21 protein-coding genes and 1 other annotated feature are annotated in these 15,641 nt (G+C 53.7%); of the genes, 13 read left to right on the top strand and 8 right to left on the bottom strand.

What is annotated here, in order from left to right; all coding sequences use genetic code 11:
• Positions 1–64: 64 nt before the first annotated feature.
• A complete protein-coding gene (gene pdxR, locus ACI7RC_RS01055) occupies positions 65–1,537 on the bottom strand; it encodes a MocR-like pyridoxine biosynthesis transcription factor PdxR (RefSeq protein WP_408106359.1) in 1,473 nt (490 codons plus the stop codon).
• 119 nt (positions 1,538–1,656) lie between these two features.
• Here pdxR and thiD point away from each other — a divergent pair, with 119 nt between their 5' ends.
• Complete coding sequence (gene thiD, locus ACI7RC_RS01060; RefSeq protein ID WP_408106360.1) at positions 1,657–2,469, top strand: bifunctional hydroxymethylpyrimidine kinase/phosphomethylpyrimidine kinase; 813 nt, start codon at positions 1,657–1,659, stop codon at positions 2,467–2,469.
• A gap of 95 nt (positions 2,470–2,564) precedes the next feature.
• Here the strand turns inward: thiD and ACI7RC_RS01065 are convergent, their stop codons facing one another.
• Positions 2,565–2,783, bottom strand: coding sequence for a hypothetical protein (locus ACI7RC_RS01065; protein ID WP_408106361.1), 219 nt, complete (start codon positions 2,781–2,783; stop codon positions 2,565–2,567).
• A gap of 453 nt (positions 2,784–3,236) precedes the next feature.
• The gene (gene hemQ / locus ACI7RC_RS01070; RefSeq protein WP_408106362.1) at positions 3,237–3,989 is read right to left on the bottom strand and encodes a hydrogen peroxide-dependent heme synthase; all 753 of its coding nucleotides are present in this window, start codon (positions 3,987–3,989) and stop codon (positions 3,237–3,239) included.
• 250 nt (positions 3,990–4,239) lie between these two features.
• Between hemQ and ACI7RC_RS01075 the strand changes: the two genes are divergently transcribed.
• The 3 genes from ACI7RC_RS01075 to ACI7RC_RS01085 are packed head-to-tail and all read left to right on the top strand — an operon-like array spanning position 4,240 to position 6,199.
• A complete protein-coding gene (locus ACI7RC_RS01075) occupies positions 4,240–5,475 on the top strand; it encodes a DNA polymerase IV (RefSeq protein ID WP_408106363.1) in 1,236 nt (411 codons plus the stop codon).
• A complete protein-coding gene (locus ACI7RC_RS01080) occupies positions 5,472–5,861 on the top strand; it encodes a YhjD family protein (protein ID WP_408106364.1) in 390 nt (129 codons plus the stop codon). Before ACI7RC_RS01075 ends, ACI7RC_RS01080 begins: the two co-directional genes overlap by 4 nt.
• A complete protein-coding gene (locus tag ACI7RC_RS01085) occupies positions 5,858–6,199 on the top strand; it encodes a YolD-like family protein (RefSeq protein WP_408106365.1) in 342 nt (113 codons plus the stop codon). The genes ACI7RC_RS01080 and ACI7RC_RS01085 overlap by 4 nt, the downstream gene beginning before the upstream one ends.
• A gap of 44 nt (positions 6,200–6,243) precedes the next feature.
• Here ACI7RC_RS01085 and trpS read toward each other — a convergent pair whose 3' ends face one another.
• Positions 6,244–7,230: a tryptophan--tRNA ligase gene (gene trpS / locus ACI7RC_RS01090; protein ID WP_408106366.1), complete on the bottom strand. Its 987-nt coding sequence runs from the start codon at positions 7,228–7,230 to the stop codon at positions 6,244–6,246.
• Positions 7,231–7,289: 59 nt separating this feature from the next.
• Positions 7,290–7,506: a binding site (T-box leader), on the bottom strand.
• Positions 7,507–7,607: 101 nt separating this feature from the next.
• On the opposite strand from trpS, the gene ACI7RC_RS01095 reads away from it, so the two are divergent.
• From ACI7RC_RS01095 to ACI7RC_RS01120, 6 genes are all read left to right on the top strand, one after another.
• Positions 7,608–7,841, top strand: coding sequence for an alpha/beta-type small acid-soluble spore protein (locus ACI7RC_RS01095; protein WP_408106367.1), 234 nt, complete (start codon positions 7,608–7,610; stop codon positions 7,839–7,841).
• A 211-nt stretch (positions 7,842–8,052) separates the two neighbouring features.
• On the top strand, positions 8,053–8,328 hold the full coding sequence (locus ACI7RC_RS01100; RefSeq protein ID WP_408106368.1) for a hypothetical protein: 276 nt from the start codon (positions 8,053–8,055) through the stop codon (positions 8,326–8,328).
• A 177-nt stretch (positions 8,329–8,505) separates the two neighbouring features.
• Entirely contained in the window at positions 8,506–8,757 is a 252-nt protein-coding gene (locus tag ACI7RC_RS01105) for a spore coat protein CotJB (protein WP_408106369.1), read from the top strand.
• A gap of 12 nt (positions 8,758–8,769) precedes the next feature.
• Complete coding sequence (locus tag ACI7RC_RS01110; protein ID WP_408106370.1) at positions 8,770–9,342, top strand: manganese catalase family protein; 573 nt, start codon at positions 8,770–8,772, stop codon at positions 9,340–9,342.
• Positions 9,343–9,360: 18 nt separating this feature from the next.
• Entirely contained in the window at positions 9,361–9,552 is a 192-nt protein-coding gene (locus ACI7RC_RS01115; RefSeq protein WP_408106371.1) for a spore coat associated protein CotJA, read from the top strand.
• A gap of 283 nt (positions 9,553–9,835) precedes the next feature.
• A complete protein-coding gene (locus ACI7RC_RS01120; protein ID WP_408106372.1) occupies positions 9,836–10,012 on the top strand; it encodes a hypothetical protein in 177 nt (58 codons plus the stop codon).
• Between the two features lie 22 nt (positions 10,013–10,034).
• On the opposite strand, the gene ACI7RC_RS01125 is transcribed toward ACI7RC_RS01120, so the two are convergent.
• Positions 10,035–10,310, bottom strand: coding sequence for a DUF2642 domain-containing protein (locus ACI7RC_RS01125; RefSeq protein ID WP_408106373.1), 276 nt, complete (start codon positions 10,308–10,310; stop codon positions 10,035–10,037).
• A 141-nt stretch (positions 10,311–10,451) separates the two neighbouring features.
• Positions 10,452–11,189, bottom strand: coding sequence for an iron-containing redox enzyme family protein (locus tag ACI7RC_RS01130; protein WP_408106374.1), 738 nt, complete (start codon positions 11,187–11,189; stop codon positions 10,452–10,454).
• A gap of 294 nt (positions 11,190–11,483) precedes the next feature.
• Here ACI7RC_RS01130 and ACI7RC_RS01135 point away from each other — a divergent pair, with 294 nt between their 5' ends.
• Positions 11,484–12,782 (top strand): phytoene desaturase family protein, encoded by a 1,299-nt coding sequence (locus ACI7RC_RS01135; RefSeq protein WP_408106375.1) that lies wholly within the window; start codon positions 11,484–11,486, stop codon positions 12,780–12,782.
• Positions 12,783–12,858: 76 nt separating this feature from the next.
• Here ACI7RC_RS01135 and ACI7RC_RS01140 read toward each other — a convergent pair whose 3' ends face one another.
• The gene (locus ACI7RC_RS01140; RefSeq protein ID WP_408106376.1) at positions 12,859–13,053 is read right to left on the bottom strand and encodes a hypothetical protein; all 195 of its coding nucleotides are present in this window, start codon (positions 13,051–13,053) and stop codon (positions 12,859–12,861) included.
• 79 nt (positions 13,054–13,132) lie between these two features.
• On the opposite strand from ACI7RC_RS01140, the gene ACI7RC_RS01145 reads away from it, so the two are divergent.
• Positions 13,133–13,792, top strand: coding sequence for an HAD family hydrolase (locus ACI7RC_RS01145; RefSeq protein WP_408106377.1), 660 nt, complete (start codon positions 13,133–13,135; stop codon positions 13,790–13,792).
• Positions 13,793–13,975: 183 nt separating this feature from the next.
• Positions 13,976–14,710: an N-acetylmuramoyl-L-alanine amidase family protein gene (locus ACI7RC_RS01150; RefSeq protein ID WP_408106378.1), complete on the top strand. Its 735-nt coding sequence runs from the start codon at positions 13,976–13,978 to the stop codon at positions 14,708–14,710.
• On the opposite strand, the gene ACI7RC_RS01155 is transcribed toward ACI7RC_RS01150, so the two are convergent.
• Positions 14,707–15,609 (bottom strand): hypothetical protein, encoded by a 903-nt coding sequence (locus tag ACI7RC_RS01155; RefSeq protein ID WP_408106379.1) that lies wholly within the window; start codon positions 15,607–15,609, stop codon positions 14,707–14,709. The two genes, ACI7RC_RS01150 and ACI7RC_RS01155, sit on opposite strands and share 4 nt — an antisense overlap.
• Between the last annotated feature and the right edge of the window lie 32 nt (positions 15,610–15,641).

Genomic DNA, 15,641 nt, shown 5'->3' on the forward strand with positions numbered 1-15,641 from the left:
GATGAAAATTCGCAAGAAGAAGACTGCGAAAACTTGTATTCGCAGTCCCCTCTATTTTTACGTTCTAAAACAGCGGCGTCATCCCTTTACGCTCCTCGGACGAGCTGAGGTAGGAGTCAATCAGCGCACACAGCTCGCCAATTCCCCGCTTAAGATGGTCTTCGTCTACAAATGAAAAACTGATCCGCAGATGGTTCCACTCCATCTCTCCAGGATAGCAGGAAGAACCGGGCAGGTAAGTGACGTTCCGTTTTTCCGCTTCACCCAACAGCTCGTTCGTATTGGCCCAATCAGGCAGGGAAATCCACAGGTTGAACCCGCCCTTCGGCACAATCCAGGAGGTGCCTGCCGGAGCCTGCTGCCCCAGCAGCTTCAGTGTCAGGTCGCGCCGCTTTTTCAAGGTGCTCCGCAGCTCTTCCAACTGGCGTCCGATGCGGTTGGATTCCAAAATCGGCAGGATCACCTTTTGATTCAACAGGGGGTTGCCCAGATCAGCATTGGTTTTTGCGACGATCAAACGGTTCAGGATGTTGACCGAGGCGATGAGAAACCCGATGCGGCAGCCCGGCGACAAGATTTTACTCAGCCCCTTCAAATAGATCACGCTGCCGTTTGTATCCATCGATTTGATGTGGGGCGGCGGGGTTTCATCATAGTAAATCTCGCTCCATGGGTCGTCTTCCAAAATCAGGAAACCCAGTTCGTTGGCCAGTTCGAGCAACTGTTTGCGCCGGCGATTGCTCATCACCTTGCCGGTCGGATTTTGAAACGTCGGCATGGTATATACCAGCTTGGGCGTGTAGGTGTCCAACAAGGCGGTCAGCTTGTCGATGCGCATGCCTTCCTCGTCCATTGGCACCGAGACGACCACCGCCCCCCGGCTGCGAAATACGTCAATCGCCGCGGCATAGGTGGGCTCCTCTGTCACGACGACGTCACCCGGCCCGATAAAACTGCGGGCGACCAGGTCGATGCCCTGCTGCGAGCCGTTGGTGACGAGAATTTCCTGCGGCGTGGTGAACAGACTTTCCTGGGTCAAGTACTTGGCCAGCGCCTGACGCAGTTCCAGATCTCCCTGAATCTCGCCGTATTGCGCCAGGATTTCCGGCTGATGCCGAGCCAAATGCTGGATGCTTTCGGCGAGCAGCTTTGTCGGCAGCAGCGCCGGGTCGACCGATGAGGAGGCAAAATTAAATTCGGCCGGCATCTGATTATAGTACAAGTACTGTGAGCGGTGGAGATAATCGGGGATCTGCAAAGGCATGGCATCTTGCTTTTGCCCTTCCAGGCCGTCCGTTCTCTGTTCGTACACAAACGTGCCTTTGCCCTGTATGCGGGTCACCAGCTTTTCCTTCTCCAACATGTCCAGGGCGTGGATGACCGTAACCGGGCTTACGTGCAGCAGCCCGGCAAGCTTGCGGACCGAGGGCAGGCGCGATCCTTTTTGGAAGTATCCCGACAGGATGCGGTCGGCCAGCGCCTGGTGGATTTGCTGGGCGAGCGGGATGTGGGAGCTGCGATTGAGTTCAATTTTCAATAGTATCAACTCCAAAAGTGTTACAAACTGATATTGACTGTTACACATAAGTATACAGTAAAATCACTATGACGGCAGCAGGAGCTGCAATACTATCTCCAAATCAGGGGGAATGAACGATGAGCATCAAAAGAGCACTGACAATCGCGGGGTCAGATATTAAAGGAGGCGCGGGACTGGAAGCCGACTTGAAAACGTTCCAGGAACGCGACGTGTTCGGCATGACGGCCATCACCACGATCGTCGTCTCCAGAGCTGACCTTTCGCACAATGTCTACACCCAGCCGCTTAGCCTGATCGAGGAACAGATCGAGGGCATCGTCGAAGTGATGGGCGTAGACGCGATGAAGACGGGGATGCTGTACGCAGAAGAGATCATCGAACTGGTCGCCGGCAAGATCAAGCAGCATGCGCTGCCCAACGTGGTGATCGACCCGGTGATGGTCTGCAAAGGCAGCGATACCTTGATCGCCGGCGGCATGGTGAGCGCCATGCGGGAGCTGTTGATTCCGACCGCCACGGTAGTGACGCCCAACCTGCAGGAAGCGGCTACGCTTACCAACAAAGAGCGGATCGCTACGTTGGACGACATGAAGGAAGCGGCCCGCCAGATTTATTCGTTTGGTCCCAAGTATGTCCTGGTAAAAGGCGGCAAGCTGGACAACAGCGACGTGGCGGTAGATGTGCTTTACGACGGCAAAGACTTCGAACTGTTGGAGACGGAGCGGATCGATACGCCCAACACCCACGGCGCCGGCTGCACGTACTCTGCGGCGATTACGGCTGAGCTGGCCAAAGGCAACTCCGTGCCCGATGCGGTCAAAACGGCCAAAGCGTTCATCACCGAGGCGATTCGCCACTCATTCTCGCTCGGCATCGGCTTTGGCCCGACCAACCATGCCGCTTACCGCAAGTACGGACAAGCGAAATAAGATACCTTCACTTACATGGAAAAGGGAGTGTGCCCCGGCGGCCGCTCCTTTTTTCTTTTCCAGCTGAGCCGAACGAGTCATCCGGGTCCGTGTCACTATCGTTTTTTCTCTTTTACAATCCGGAAAATGGAGTGGAACAGGGTGCCGAATCCCAAAATCATCGAGAGCGCAAACAGCCCCCAGACCGTCCAGACAAGTTCTTCACTGGGACCGTTTCCGATGGGACCAACTCGCGGGGCGAAGAAACGATGCAGTTTCCAGAATGAATAGATGATAAACAGGATGGCTATGACTGCATTTACGTAGTATCTCATCACAAAATCTCCCGTTTTTTTTTACGAATTATAACAAAACCGCGACGATTGTTGAACACATTTTCAATCGCTATTGATCTCGTCTGCACCCGATATTGATTGCCGATCAGTTGGCGATAACTCTCGACGAATTTCTGCTTGTCCGACAACCGGATGTCATTGCTGCCCAGCAGAATGAATACATGCTCCGGCGCCTGGCTGGCGAGTTTCTTGACGTTCGGAATGCTTAGCCGGACTCATTCGCGCAATGATGCATCGTCAGTCTAAGACTAAAACTTTATTTTCACTGAACACTTGTAAGGAGAAAAGCAACGAAGAGAAAGAGAAAAATGGAGCGAACCCATTTTTCTCTTTCTCCCTCCACTATGTTCGCAAACTAAAAGGGACGCACCGAAATTGTTTTGCATACAAAAAGAGCATCCACGTAAGATGCTCTTTTTTCCCGTCTCATCTTTAAATCGCCAGCAGCTTCTGCAGCTTCTCCTCCGTCAGCCGGTTGCCGACCAGGAAGGTGCCAAACTCGCCAAAGCGAGCGCTGACTTCATCAAAGCGCATTTCGTAAATGATGTATTTAAAGTCGAGCGGATCGTTGCCGAACAGGGTGACGCCCCATTCCCAATCGTCGAATCCAACCGATCCGGTGATGATCTGCCTCAGCTTGCCCGCGTACTTGCGGCCGATCAGACCGTGGGAGTACATCATCTCGCGGCGCTGCTCCATGGACAGCATGTACCAGTTGTCGTTGCCTTCGCGCTTCTTGTTCATCGGATAGAAGCAGATGTGCTCCGACTTTGGCAGCTCCGGATAGAGGCGGGCGCGAATCTGCGGATTGGCTTTCGGGTCTTCGCCAGGATTGTTGACGTAGTTGCTCAGCTCCACGACGGACACGTAGGAGTAGTCCGGGGTGGTATAGTCGGCGAAGCGCGTCTTGTTAAACGCCGTCTCGATCTCGTTCAGCTCCTGCAGGGTAGGGCGCAGGAACATAAAGAGCAGGTCCGCCTTGTGGCCGAGAATGGAGTACATCACCGTGCTGCCCTCGCCGGCCTGTTCGTTGGCTGCCCAGGTGTGGGAAAGAGAGAGGAGTTCGTCCACCGCTGCTTTGCGCTCCTCTTCCGTGATCGACTTCCATGCCGCCCAATCTATTTTACGAAAATCGTGCAGCGCGTACCAACCTTCCAGTGTAAGTGCCGCTTCGTTTTGGCTCATGTGATCCCAACTCCTTTTTTCCAGGTTAGAAGCTTTTTATGTAGGCCATGTCGACTAGTATAGCACAATAGCAGAGCCGTTCACAGTTTTTGACATGCCCCTCCATCATTGTATCTCAAAACATCGCCTTCTCCTTGTCCGTTTTTGTCAAAATGTTGACGGGCCAAAGGGTGAAATTGGCAGTATAAAAAGAACATACGTTTGGTATAATGGAACTAAGAACACACGTTCCCATTCAGGAGGAATCAGCATGGACGGCAAGCGAATCATTTTTCTCGCAGACATGCAAAGTTTTTATGCCAGTGTAGAAAAGGCAGCCAATCCTGCGCTGCGCGATAAGCCAATCGTCGTCGCCGGAGATCCGGAGCGGCGGAGCGGAGTGGTGCTGGCCGCCTGCCCGCTGGCCAAAGCGTACGGCGTGACGACGGCAGAGGTGCTCTGGAAGGCGCAGCAGAAGTGCCGGGACCTCGTCGTCGTTCGCCCGCGGATGGAGACCTACCTGCGGATGTCGGTACAGATAACGCGCATCTTCGAAGCGTTTACCGATCTGGTGGAGCCGTATTCGATCGACGAACAGTTCCTCGATGTGACCGGCAGCCTGTCGCTGTTCGGCGACCCGTGGACGCTGGCGGAGCAGATTCGCCGGAGGGTGTGGCTGGAGACGGGCATCGTCTGCCGCGTCGGGATCGGGGAAAATAAAGTACTGGCCAAAATGGCCTGCGACAACTTTGCCAAAAAACAGGAGCAGGGGATTTTCTGGCTGAAGCAAGAAGAACTGCCTGAGACGCTGTGGCCGCTGCCGATCGAGAAGCTGTTCGGGGTCGGCTCGCGGATGAAGCGGCATTTTCACCGCATTGGCATCTATCGCATCGGCCAGCTGGCTGCCGCTTCGCCGGAGCTGGTCAGCCGCCGCTGGGGCGTCAACGGCGAAGTGCTGTGGCGGACGGCTCGCGGCCTGGACGACTCGCCGGTATCGCCGCGGACACACGATCTGCAAAAGGGGATCGGCCATCACATGACGCTGCCCCGGGACTACCATACCTCTGCCGACATCAAGGTCGTGCTGCTGGAGCTGTGTGAAGAGGTCTGCCGCCGCTCGCGCAGCAAGCAGCTGATGGGGATGGTGGCATCTGTCGGCTGCCGGGGCGCGGATTTTGAGCGGTCGACCGGTTTTTGGCGGCAGATGAAGCTGCCCGAGCCGACCAATGACGCGATGACGCTCTACCGCGCGGTCTGCCGCCTGTTCGAACGGCATTGGCAGCATACGCCGGTGCGAAGCGTAGGCGTCCATCTCGGGCAGCTCACCCCGGATGACAATTGCCAGCTCAGCTTGTTTGAAGATAAAACCCGGCAGCGCTCCCTCGGACGCACGATGGACAGCATTCGCGCCAAGTACGGCAATGACGCGATTTTGCGGGCTGTCTCGCTGCTTCCGGCCGGGCAGGCGCGGGAGCGGGCGGCCAAAATCGGGGGCCATTATAAATGACGGGGGGCGGCGGCCCTGTTCGGGATGGCACAGACGAAGGCGGCTGGCAGGAACTGCTGCGGGAATGTGTTTTGTTTGGGCTGGTGTTTAAAGCGGCAGTGATCGACCTGGATGCGATGCAGACGGCGCCGCTCAAGCTGTCCTACCGGGAAATCGTCGAGGAGCTGTCCCGGTGGGCGGAAAGGCGGCATTACCGGATGAAACGGCAGCTCCGCCAAATCGGCTGCATCTTGCTGACCAGCCGAAAACAGGGAAGCTGCTACTGCGTGCAGGTGCGTCTGCGCGGCTATCTGCGGGAAGTCGTCTATTCCATTGAGCTGCTTCAGGCCGAGTGCCGGGAGCGGGTCGGGCTTTGGCTGAAAGAACACGGGAGGAATGACACATGAGAGATAAGCCCACTTCCAAAAAGGAGAATTTGTTTGCCGCCAGCCGATTCGTGCTGCCGGAGCACCGCGAACTGTATTTGCGGATCAAGGCAGAAGAAGCGCGGTACATCCCGCCGACGCTGGATGACGAACAGCGGGCAGAGCTGAGCGAGCAGGTATGGCAGGCGTTTCGGGACAAGTGCAGCGTCACCGTGACGTTTTTCGACGGGCGGATGATGCAGCGGCACGCAGGGATCATCGCCCACCTCGACCAGGCTGCTGGCCGTCTCAAGTTTCACTCGCTGGACCGGGTGGACTGGCTGCCGTTTGAAGCGCTGTATGCGGTCGAGCGAAGCTAGGGACATAAGGAAAAGGTGTCGGATACCGACACCTTTTGCTGTATTTATCTCCGCGACAGCCCCATCGCTGCCTCCACTTCCCGCAGCGTTCGCGAGGCGGTTTCGCGTGCTTTTAAGGCCCCGGCGTCCAGCACCTGGTCCAGATAGTCGCTGCCTACCAGTTCGCGGTAACGGGCCTGGATCGGTTCGATCAGACTGACGACGAGCTCCGCCAGGTCGGACTTGAACTGGCCGTACCCCTTGCCTTCGTAGGCCGCTTGGATCTCCTCGACGCTTTGCCCGGAGCACAGGGAGTAGATCGACATCAGGTTGGAGATGCCGGGTTTGTTTTCCTTGTCGAAAGCGATCCGGTTGTCGGAATCCGTCTGGGCCCGCTTCACCTTTTTCACAATCTCCTTGGGATCGTCCAAGAGGCTGATAAACCCGTTTTGATTGGGATCCGACTTGCTCATTTTCTTGGTCGGCTCCTGCAGGGACATGATTCTCGCGCCCACTTTCGGCGTGCGGATTTCCGGCAGCACGAAGACTTCGTGGTAGCGGTTGTTGAAACGCTGTGCCAGGTCGCGGGTAATCTCGATATGCTGCTTCTGGTCTTCGCCTACCGGGACGTAGTCTGTTTTGTACAGCAGGATGTCGGCGGCCATCAACGGCGGGTACGTGAGCAGCCCCGCGGGAATGGATTCGCCCCGCCCCTGCGATTTGTCCTTGAACTGGGTCATTCTCTCCAACTCGCCGACGTAGGCCAAAGTCTGCATGATCCAGGCAAGCTGGGCGTGCTCCGGCACCTCCGACTGGATGAACAGGACCACCTTCTCGGGATCGAGGCCGACCGCCAGGTAAAGCGCAGCCAGATTGCGGCTGTTCTCCCGCAGCTTGACGGGGTCCTGCGGCACTGTGATGGCGTGCTGATTGACGATGCAGTAGTAGCACTGATGCTCATCCTGATACTCCACGAAGTGTTTGATGGCCCCCAGGTAATTGCCAAGCGTAATCATGCCGCTGGGTTGAACGCCGGAAAAAATCGTTGCCATGATACATCCTCCTTGCAAAATTTCTGGAAAAAATTAGAAAAGGCCCATCCGTCACCTGTCAAAGGGACGAATGGACCGCGGTACCACCCTTGTTATTTCACAAAAATGAAATCACTCATGCCCTGATATCGCCAGGGAAAAACGCCAAAGCCTACTGCGCGAGGGTTCGGTTTGGGTGTTCAAAAGTCCATTCCATATTGCCTCACTGCCTGTTTTCACCACCCACAGGCTCTCTGAAAGCAGACAATATGTACTACTCTTTATCATTACACGTAAGCAGTATACAATTATTTGTTCCTTAATGTACCACGCCCGAAAGGGAATGTCAAAAGCAGGTTTCATAAAGCGCGGACACAGACAAATACTAAGTTCCGGAGGTGGCGTACTTGAGTCATAACCGACTGGTTGTACCGCAAGCCGAAGAGGCAATGGATCGTCTGAAGATGGAAACAGCGAAAGAACTGGGCCTGGACGATGACATTGAGGAGCGTGGTTGGGGTGACATGACCACGCGGGAAGTGGGTACAATTGGAGGGCATATGGTCAAGAAGATGATCGCCTACGCCCAAGAGCACATGGCCAAAGACGAAAGCCAAAAACTTGAGTCGTAGCAAAGCCTCCGGCGCCATCCTAATCAGGTGGCGCTTTCGAGCGAATAAAGCTGCGTGCGAACGCGATTGAGCATCTCTGCGCGCAGAAAGTAAGGTAAATCAAACGTTTTTCACGGAATTGTTCATTTTTGCGTTTTGCAAGGGATGAAATTTCGCTGTAATGTATGTTATTATCCGTACGAAAATATTTTGAGTAACAAAGGGGATATGTATGCTAGCTCAGGAGATGGGCGTGATTTTGACAAAACACGCCGGGTTAATGACAGCAAAGCGATGGGTGGAGTTTATCGAACAGTTGGAGCGCAAGGGATTGTACGTCGTGATTGAATCCGATACCAATGGTCGAGTCATGAGCCCGTTTGGCGGATTGATGCCGATGCCCTGCAAGACTGATTCGTTCAACCTGTTGAACGCAGAAGAGTTGGAAGCGAGAGGGTTGTCTGTCGGCCATCATGTCCTCGCAAAGTGCAGCCTAAAACCAAGTTGACATTAGCATGCTACAGTCCTTTCCCTGGCAGGGGAGAGGGCTTTTTTTCTGCCTAGAGGCGGCATTTTTGTTCCAAATTCTGCCTGTCCCAAGAAAAAATGGGCGGCTGCAGCAAGGACGGACAAATGCCTATCTGCATAGGGTATAAGCGTAAGCATGAAAAAAGGGAGGAGACATATGGGACAGAACAATGTACTGCTCAGATTGCAGGAGGTACAATTTGCTCTCATCGAGCTGCAGTTTTACCTGGATATGAATCCGGATGATCAACGTGCCGTGCAACAGTACAATTGTTTATCCGATGAGCTGCACCATCTGAAGCACGAGTACGAAGCGGTGTGCGGCCCGTTGATGCAGTTCGGATTTTCTAACTCTCCCAACCGCTGGGTGTGGACCAGCACCCCTTGGCCGTGGGAAATTGAGTATTAAGGAGAGACACCGATGTGGATTTATGAAAAGAAGCTGGAAATCCCCGTACGGGTCGGCAAGTGCGACTTGCAGATGGCAAAGTTTTTAATTACGCAATACGGCGGGCCTGACGGTGAATTGTCAGCCGCCCTTCGCTACTTGAACCAGCGCTACACGATGCCAAACGAACGGGCGAAAGCGCTGTTAACAGATATAGGAACGGAAGAATTGGGCCATTTGGAAGTAATTGCCACTCTAGTACACAAATTGGTCAAAGGAGCAACACCCCAACAGATGCGTGATGCGGGGTTGGGAAGCCATTATGCGGACCACGACAGGGCCCTGTTTTACACCGATGCAAGCGGCGTGCCCTGGACGGCGGCGTACATCCAGGCGAAGGGAGATCCCATCGCCGACCTGGCCGACGACATTGCCGCCGAGGAAAGAGCCCGTGCCACTTACCAGTGGCTGATCAACTTGACGGATGATCCGGATGTCATCGAGGTATTGAAGTTTCTCCGCGAGCGGGAGATTGTTCACTCCCAGCGTTTTCGCGAGGCGCTGTTCATCGTAGAGGAGCAGTACAATACCCGCAAGTACTTCTAGGAAAGGAGGGATCAAGCGATGAATTACTTCGGCAACGACGATATCTACCCACAGGTTGAGCCGTTTCGGGCGGGAGGCTATCCGCCGATACACCTGCCTCCGGTCAAACCGTATCCGCCCGATCCGTACATTGATCAGTTCCCGCTGCCAGAGGCGCTGCGTGCGGGGACATTGTTCCGTTGGCTGTACGATCCATACGACAGATGTTAGGTAAGGGTATGGCAATAGAACGGCAGCTGAAAGCAACAGCATAACAACCAATTCAAATCGAATATTCCGATTATTTTGCTCAAATTCCTTGTCGACCATAAAATGAAGTGGTATATTTGGCTTGAACCTTCGATACATTTAACATTGTGACAGTCAAAAACGCCGGGGTCATACACCCGATTGTCTTGAAGTTCTGGAGTAAACCCACCGTAAAGATATAACGCCAGGCGGTGGGTTTTGCATTGGGCGAACAGTCAGATTACATGGTCAAGGAGAGGGACGAATGGATTGGATAAAGCTTTGGCGCATGTTTTATCTACTGAACATCTGCTTTTTTATTACCAGTTTGTATCTGATCGTTACATATGCTTTTTTGGGAAAAGCCGATATGGTTGCCCGTATTTCCATGTTAGCCGCACTCAATCTTCTGACCTGGCTGGTGATAAGGACAAAACGTTGACCTTTTGCCCGTTTCGCTTCTCCTAATAAAAATATAAAATGCTCGTGTTCGGGATGTGGTAAAACGTGCCATTGATATCTAATCTAATGTGATCGGAAAGGACCCCGTCCAAGGCCCCTGTCAAGTTGTCCTTCGAGGTGACAACCGTGATCACTTTGCCTTCATGCTGCTGCAGTCGCATGACAAACGGCCGCGCATTTTCTTGGGTTTGCCAATTTTGGGCGTAATCTCGGACTTGTTCGGCTTGTGAAACAATCCGGAAATGAAAGGGATTGTCATGCCGGTGCCTGTTCACCATAAAAAAACCTCCCTCGGTTTGGGTTACAGTTTCAATGTATGTTTCGTCCGGGAAAAAGGGATTTGGCAAGCACCTATTTTATCCTCTGAAATGACAAAACCGCCCTGCTGCAATCGCAGGGCGGTTGTTTTATGTACAAGGCTACAGCCTGCTCATCTCTACGTGAAGTTCTTTGTACATCAGCGCTTCCGAGCGGGCGATTTGACTGCCTGTTTGGTACATCACTTGCAAGTCGGCAGGGTCTGTAAAGCGGACGAGGATGTCCTTGCAGAGCTGGTAGTGGCGGGGCTCATGCTCGTCGGCGTGAGCTTCCCAAAACAGGACGTTGAGCGGGCGGATGCGGTTGTAGGCAGGATGCTGCAGCCCGCGGCCGATCGAACCCATGACGCCGCCGGCGAACAGTTCGGAACCCAAGCCTACTGCAGCCATCGCCTCAAGGGGTGTAGCGTGGTAAAAGAAGCGGATAAACGTCTCAATCGCTTTTTCCACAGCGGGCGACATCGCCTCCGGAGGAATCCCGTTTTCGTCCAGGGGAACTTCCGGGTCTACCGACAGCAAAAAGGTCTTGTACAATTTTTCATGAGATTTGTTGGGCAGTCCGCGGCCGGCTTCGTCCCACAGATTGTCCGCCAACGGCACCCACCAGGTATCGATCGGGGCCATAGCCGAGATCGCCGCTCCCAATACACGCGGAAAATGACGGCTGTAGTAATGATACTGGATGGCAAAATGGCGAAGCTGCTGCATGTTGTACACTCCGGCATGCAGGCTTGTAAAGAAATCAGCTTGGTAAAACTCCTCTTCTACAACGGTATGGATGGCATCCTCTACCTGTTCGTATCGCGTGAAGGCATAGGTGCCCTGCTGGTTGTCAGACACGTCAATTCCCCTCCATAAATGGCTATTGGTTCTCATAGTTATTCTAGAAGACCTCGCGGTGAAGTCAACCCGCTTTTCTATGTATAAGGGTTTGTTCGGTGGTTTATCCATCACATTTCTCCCAAGACGAAATAGGGCTAATTTTTCAAAAAATGTACTCAGTTCATTTTTATTGACTCGGCTTTGCAGAATGAATATACTAGCAGGGGAGTTAGTTGTCAGGTTTTTTTAAACTTATATATTTTATAAAGAGGAAAACGTTTACCTGTATGGGGTAAAAAGGGAGGATTTACCGTGGCAGAACATCAGTACGATGTTGTGGTTGTAGGAGGCGGTCTGGCCGGCCTGTCTGCAGCAGCTTATTTGGCTCACAGCGGAAAAAAGGTGGCAGTCGTGGAACGAGGGGCATTAGGCGGCCGTGCTGTTACTTTGACAATAAAGGGTTTTCATTTTAACTTTGGCGCTCATGCCATCTACGGACGGGACTCGTCTGTCCTGACGCGGCTGGAAAGAGAGCTGGGGCTGAAGATCGACTGGCAGGATTTCAGCCCGACGAAGGCCAAGTACGATCTGGGCCAGGAATTGACCGACATGCCGGCAAACATCCAGGGGCTGTTCCGGACGAAAGTGCTCAAAGGCGTTGAAAAGGTCAAGTTTACGTTCGAGATTTTGAAGACGATGCTGAAAGTGGAGGCCGGACATCCCCATCTTTCGATCGGAAAATGGCTGGAGAAAAAACACGTGAGCGAAGAGGTAAAAGACATGATGCTCACGCTGGCTTGCTCCAACTTCTTTACGAGTGAACCGGAAAAAATCCCCTCTGATGTATTTTTTTCCTACTATCGCCGCTTGTTTACGACAAGCAAGCCGGTTTCCTACATCGGCGGCGGCTGGCAGGCGCTGATTGACGAGTTTTCCCGCGTCATCGAGCAGAACAACGGCACGATCATGCGGAAGACGAAAGTGGAGGGCGTTACGGTTATCGACGAACGCGTCACGTCGATCGAGACGCCGGAAGGCTCCATTTCCGGCTCCGAATTCATCTTCTGCATTCCGCCGAAAGAGTTGGTCAAGGTCTTCCAGGGAACCAAGGTGGAGCATGCCGTCCAGCAGTATGCGCAGTACGAACCGACCTACGTGCTGGTCTACGATGTCGGCCTGAAAAACCGGATCGAAGTTCCGTATACCTACATTAATGACAAGGCCAGCCACATCTTTTTAACGGACATCTCTTATTACGATAAAACCTGCGTGCCGGAAAACGGCCAATTGCTGCAGGCCATCGCCTACTTGACGCAGGAGGACTTGAAGAACAAGGAGAAGGTGGAGGCGTACAAGCAAAAAATTGAAGCCTTGTACGACAAGCATTTCCCTGGTTGGCGGGAAGAGTTGGTCGTCCCCCGCATCTCGCAGCGCGCCATCGTTCAGGAGATCAAGTGGCTGATGAATCAGCATCCGATGCCGGTCTACTTCTCGGATTACCGAAACCTGTTCTTTGCCGGGGATTGGTGCGAGGGACAGGGACAGCTTTCCGAGCTCTCGTTCTCCAGTGCCGTCAATGCATGTGAGCTGGTACTGCAAAAAAGCGAATAAGCAACAAGGAGACAGGCTTCTCCTTGGCGAACAAATAGAAAGGGCACCTTGCTGGCGCCCTTTTTTTACATATCGTTCATCTGGTCGTGTCAGCGTTGGCTCCGGCGTTGGCTGTGCCTTGCAGCAGGGTGGTCAGGCTGTTTAAGCTTGCCTTGATTTTTTGCAGTTCGCCCTGCAATTCATCCGGGGCATTTACGTAATCCTGCAGGCGCTTTCCCGATTCTTCGATTTCCATTCCGATGCGCTGGATGAGTTGGACGTCAAAAGCCACGGGGGGATCCCTCCTTTTTATCAGATATCGTTTCCCTGAAAGGGTATGTTTAGCCAAAAACAGGTGAAGGGGTTGAAGCATGATGACGGTCAAGGCGGTATTGTTTGATTTTGACGGGACGCTGGCTGACACGCTGCCGGTGATTTACCTGGCATTTCAAGGAGTGTTCCGCGAGTTTGAGCAGCGGGAGGTCACTCCGGAGGAAATCGTCAAGATGTTTGGGCCGCCGGAAGCGGGCGTACTGGAGCGGCAGATCAAGAGGGTGGCCGACGTACAGCCGGCCATTGAACGGTTCTACCAGCTGTACGCGGAAAACCACCGCGAGCTGGTGAGAGCCTCCGCGGAAATCAACCGCATGCTTCAATACCTGAAGGAGCGCGGATTACGTATGGGAGTCGTCACCGGCAAGGGCAGGCGAAGCGCCGACATTTCGCTGCGGCTGCTGGAGATGGACAGCTATTTTGACATCGTCGTCACTGGCGACGACGTGGTCCGCCCCAAACCCCACCCAGAAGGAATTCACAGCGTACTGGAAAGGTTGGAAGTGCCGGCAGCCGAGGCTTTATTCGTCGGAGACAGCAACGCGGACATCCGTGCGGGCAAAGCGGCGGGCATGCGAACAATAGGCGTCAAGTGGTTTGAAGAAACCCAGACGGATTGTTTTTCCCCAGAACCTGATTACCTGTTTGAAACCGTGGCCGATTTCCAGCAATTTTTGGCGAAGGCGCTGACGGACTGATTTGCGATACGGAAGATACACAGGAAAACGCCGGTTGAGAGAGTCTCAACTGGCGTTTTTTATGCAGACGATGGCGCCAAGCCGGACGTAGACATGTATGGGAGTCGGCAAGAAGACTTATAATACTTCCAGACTCATATTCGTAACATCCAGCAAAATTCAGGAAACGAAGGATGGATCCGCATGCTGCGAACGCTTCTCGTACTGGCTGTGCTGCTTGGCGTCTGGGGTAGTGACAGTGCCGGGGCGGCGGGATTCGTCACCCCGCCGGTTGATATTATCATCGACGCCGGACATGGCGGCATCGACGGAGGATCATCCCATGGCGATCTTCTGGAAAAGCACATCAATTTGCAGGTGGCGAAAGAACTCTACCGACAGCTGAGCAAATTCGGCTACCGCGTCATCCTGAACCGAACGGGCGACTATGCGCTCAGCGACGAAAACAAATGGCTTCGCAATCCTTCCCGGCACCTGCGCGATTTGGCCCAGCGCAAACACCTGGCTGTGGAATTGCCGCCGCAAATGCTGATCAGCCTGCACATGAACTGGTCCTCTCAAGCGTCGAGACGCGGTTCCATCGTTTTATACCAAAAAAACAACCAGAGCTACATGCTGGCCAGCATCCTGCAGCATTCGCTCAACCAGTTCAACAAAACCAGCACAGCTCCGATCAAGGGTTCAAGCTATTATTTGCTCAAACACGACATCTGCCCGACGGTGATCGTCGAAATGGGTTACATCAGCAACGCCGGGGACCGGACCCGCCTGACCAGTCCTGAGGGACAGAGCCAATTGGCCCAGGTGGTGTGCGGAGCCGTCAATGAATACTTCCTGCTCACCGGGCGGCTAAACGCCCCCAAGCCGCCCAAAGAATCGTGGTTCAAACAGTGGAAGCGGTGGTGGCGAAAAGGCTAGCTCAAGATCGAAAGCAGCTTGCACGTATCCAGCTCCGCTTTCGCCCGTTCTTCTTTTGGCAGGCGTTTTAACAGGGCGAGCGCGGCGTAAGGGAGCTTCAGAGCGTGCGGGTCTTCATACGTTTTAGCCCAGAACGCCGGCGAAAGTATCGATGTGAACGGGGGCTCCTTTACCTCACTGGCCAGCATAAAATCAGGGAGTTGGCGGTTCAGATGCATTTGTATCAGGTGATTCGATTGGCCGGCGGCGACGAGCTCGTCATAACCAAACCGTTCTAATTCCGCAAGGGCATGCGCATGGGTAATGCCATGGGTTTTCTCGCCGTCAAAGAAGTACTTCTTGCCGTCTAGCGTCCTCCCCGGTACGATCATCTGAAGCTCCGCAAAGGCCTGCCTTGCCATCGCCAGTGTATCGGAATACGCCGGGATCTCTCTTACATCCTCTCTCGTCATCGTAAAATAGTTGTCGACGCCCCAGTAACGGTTGGGTGTATCTTCCCGGGTTCGTTCCAGCATGTTGACCAGACCTTTTACCACAGTTGGCGTTGTGAGATCGGGACGTTCCCGGAGAGCTTTTAGGGCCAAAACACCCAGGGCCAAACCATGTCCGGAAGTACGAAGACATTGCGTGTTGGCTTTCAGTCCGCTGATGACTTCTTCCATTAGCCTGGGATTCGGTTCCTCCGGTTCCAAGGGGCCAAACCAATCCGGATACTGCTTGCGGTAAGATTCACAAGTTCGGACGATCCCTTCCTTCACGTGTTCAGGCAAATCATGCTCCTGATTCATAAAGTAGCCGGCCAGTAGAGCAGCCCCGAAGTGTCCCTTGAACCACGACAACTGACCACCGCGCGCCATGCCGATGAGACCTAACTCCAAATAGGAATGTATCAGCGTCATTTCATCACCCTCCCAAGTTGATTCATCATGAT

The organism is Brevibacillus sp. B_LB10_24, assembly GCF_046036945.1.
Lineage (GTDB): Bacteria > Bacillota > Bacilli > Brevibacillales > Brevibacillaceae > Brevibacillus_C.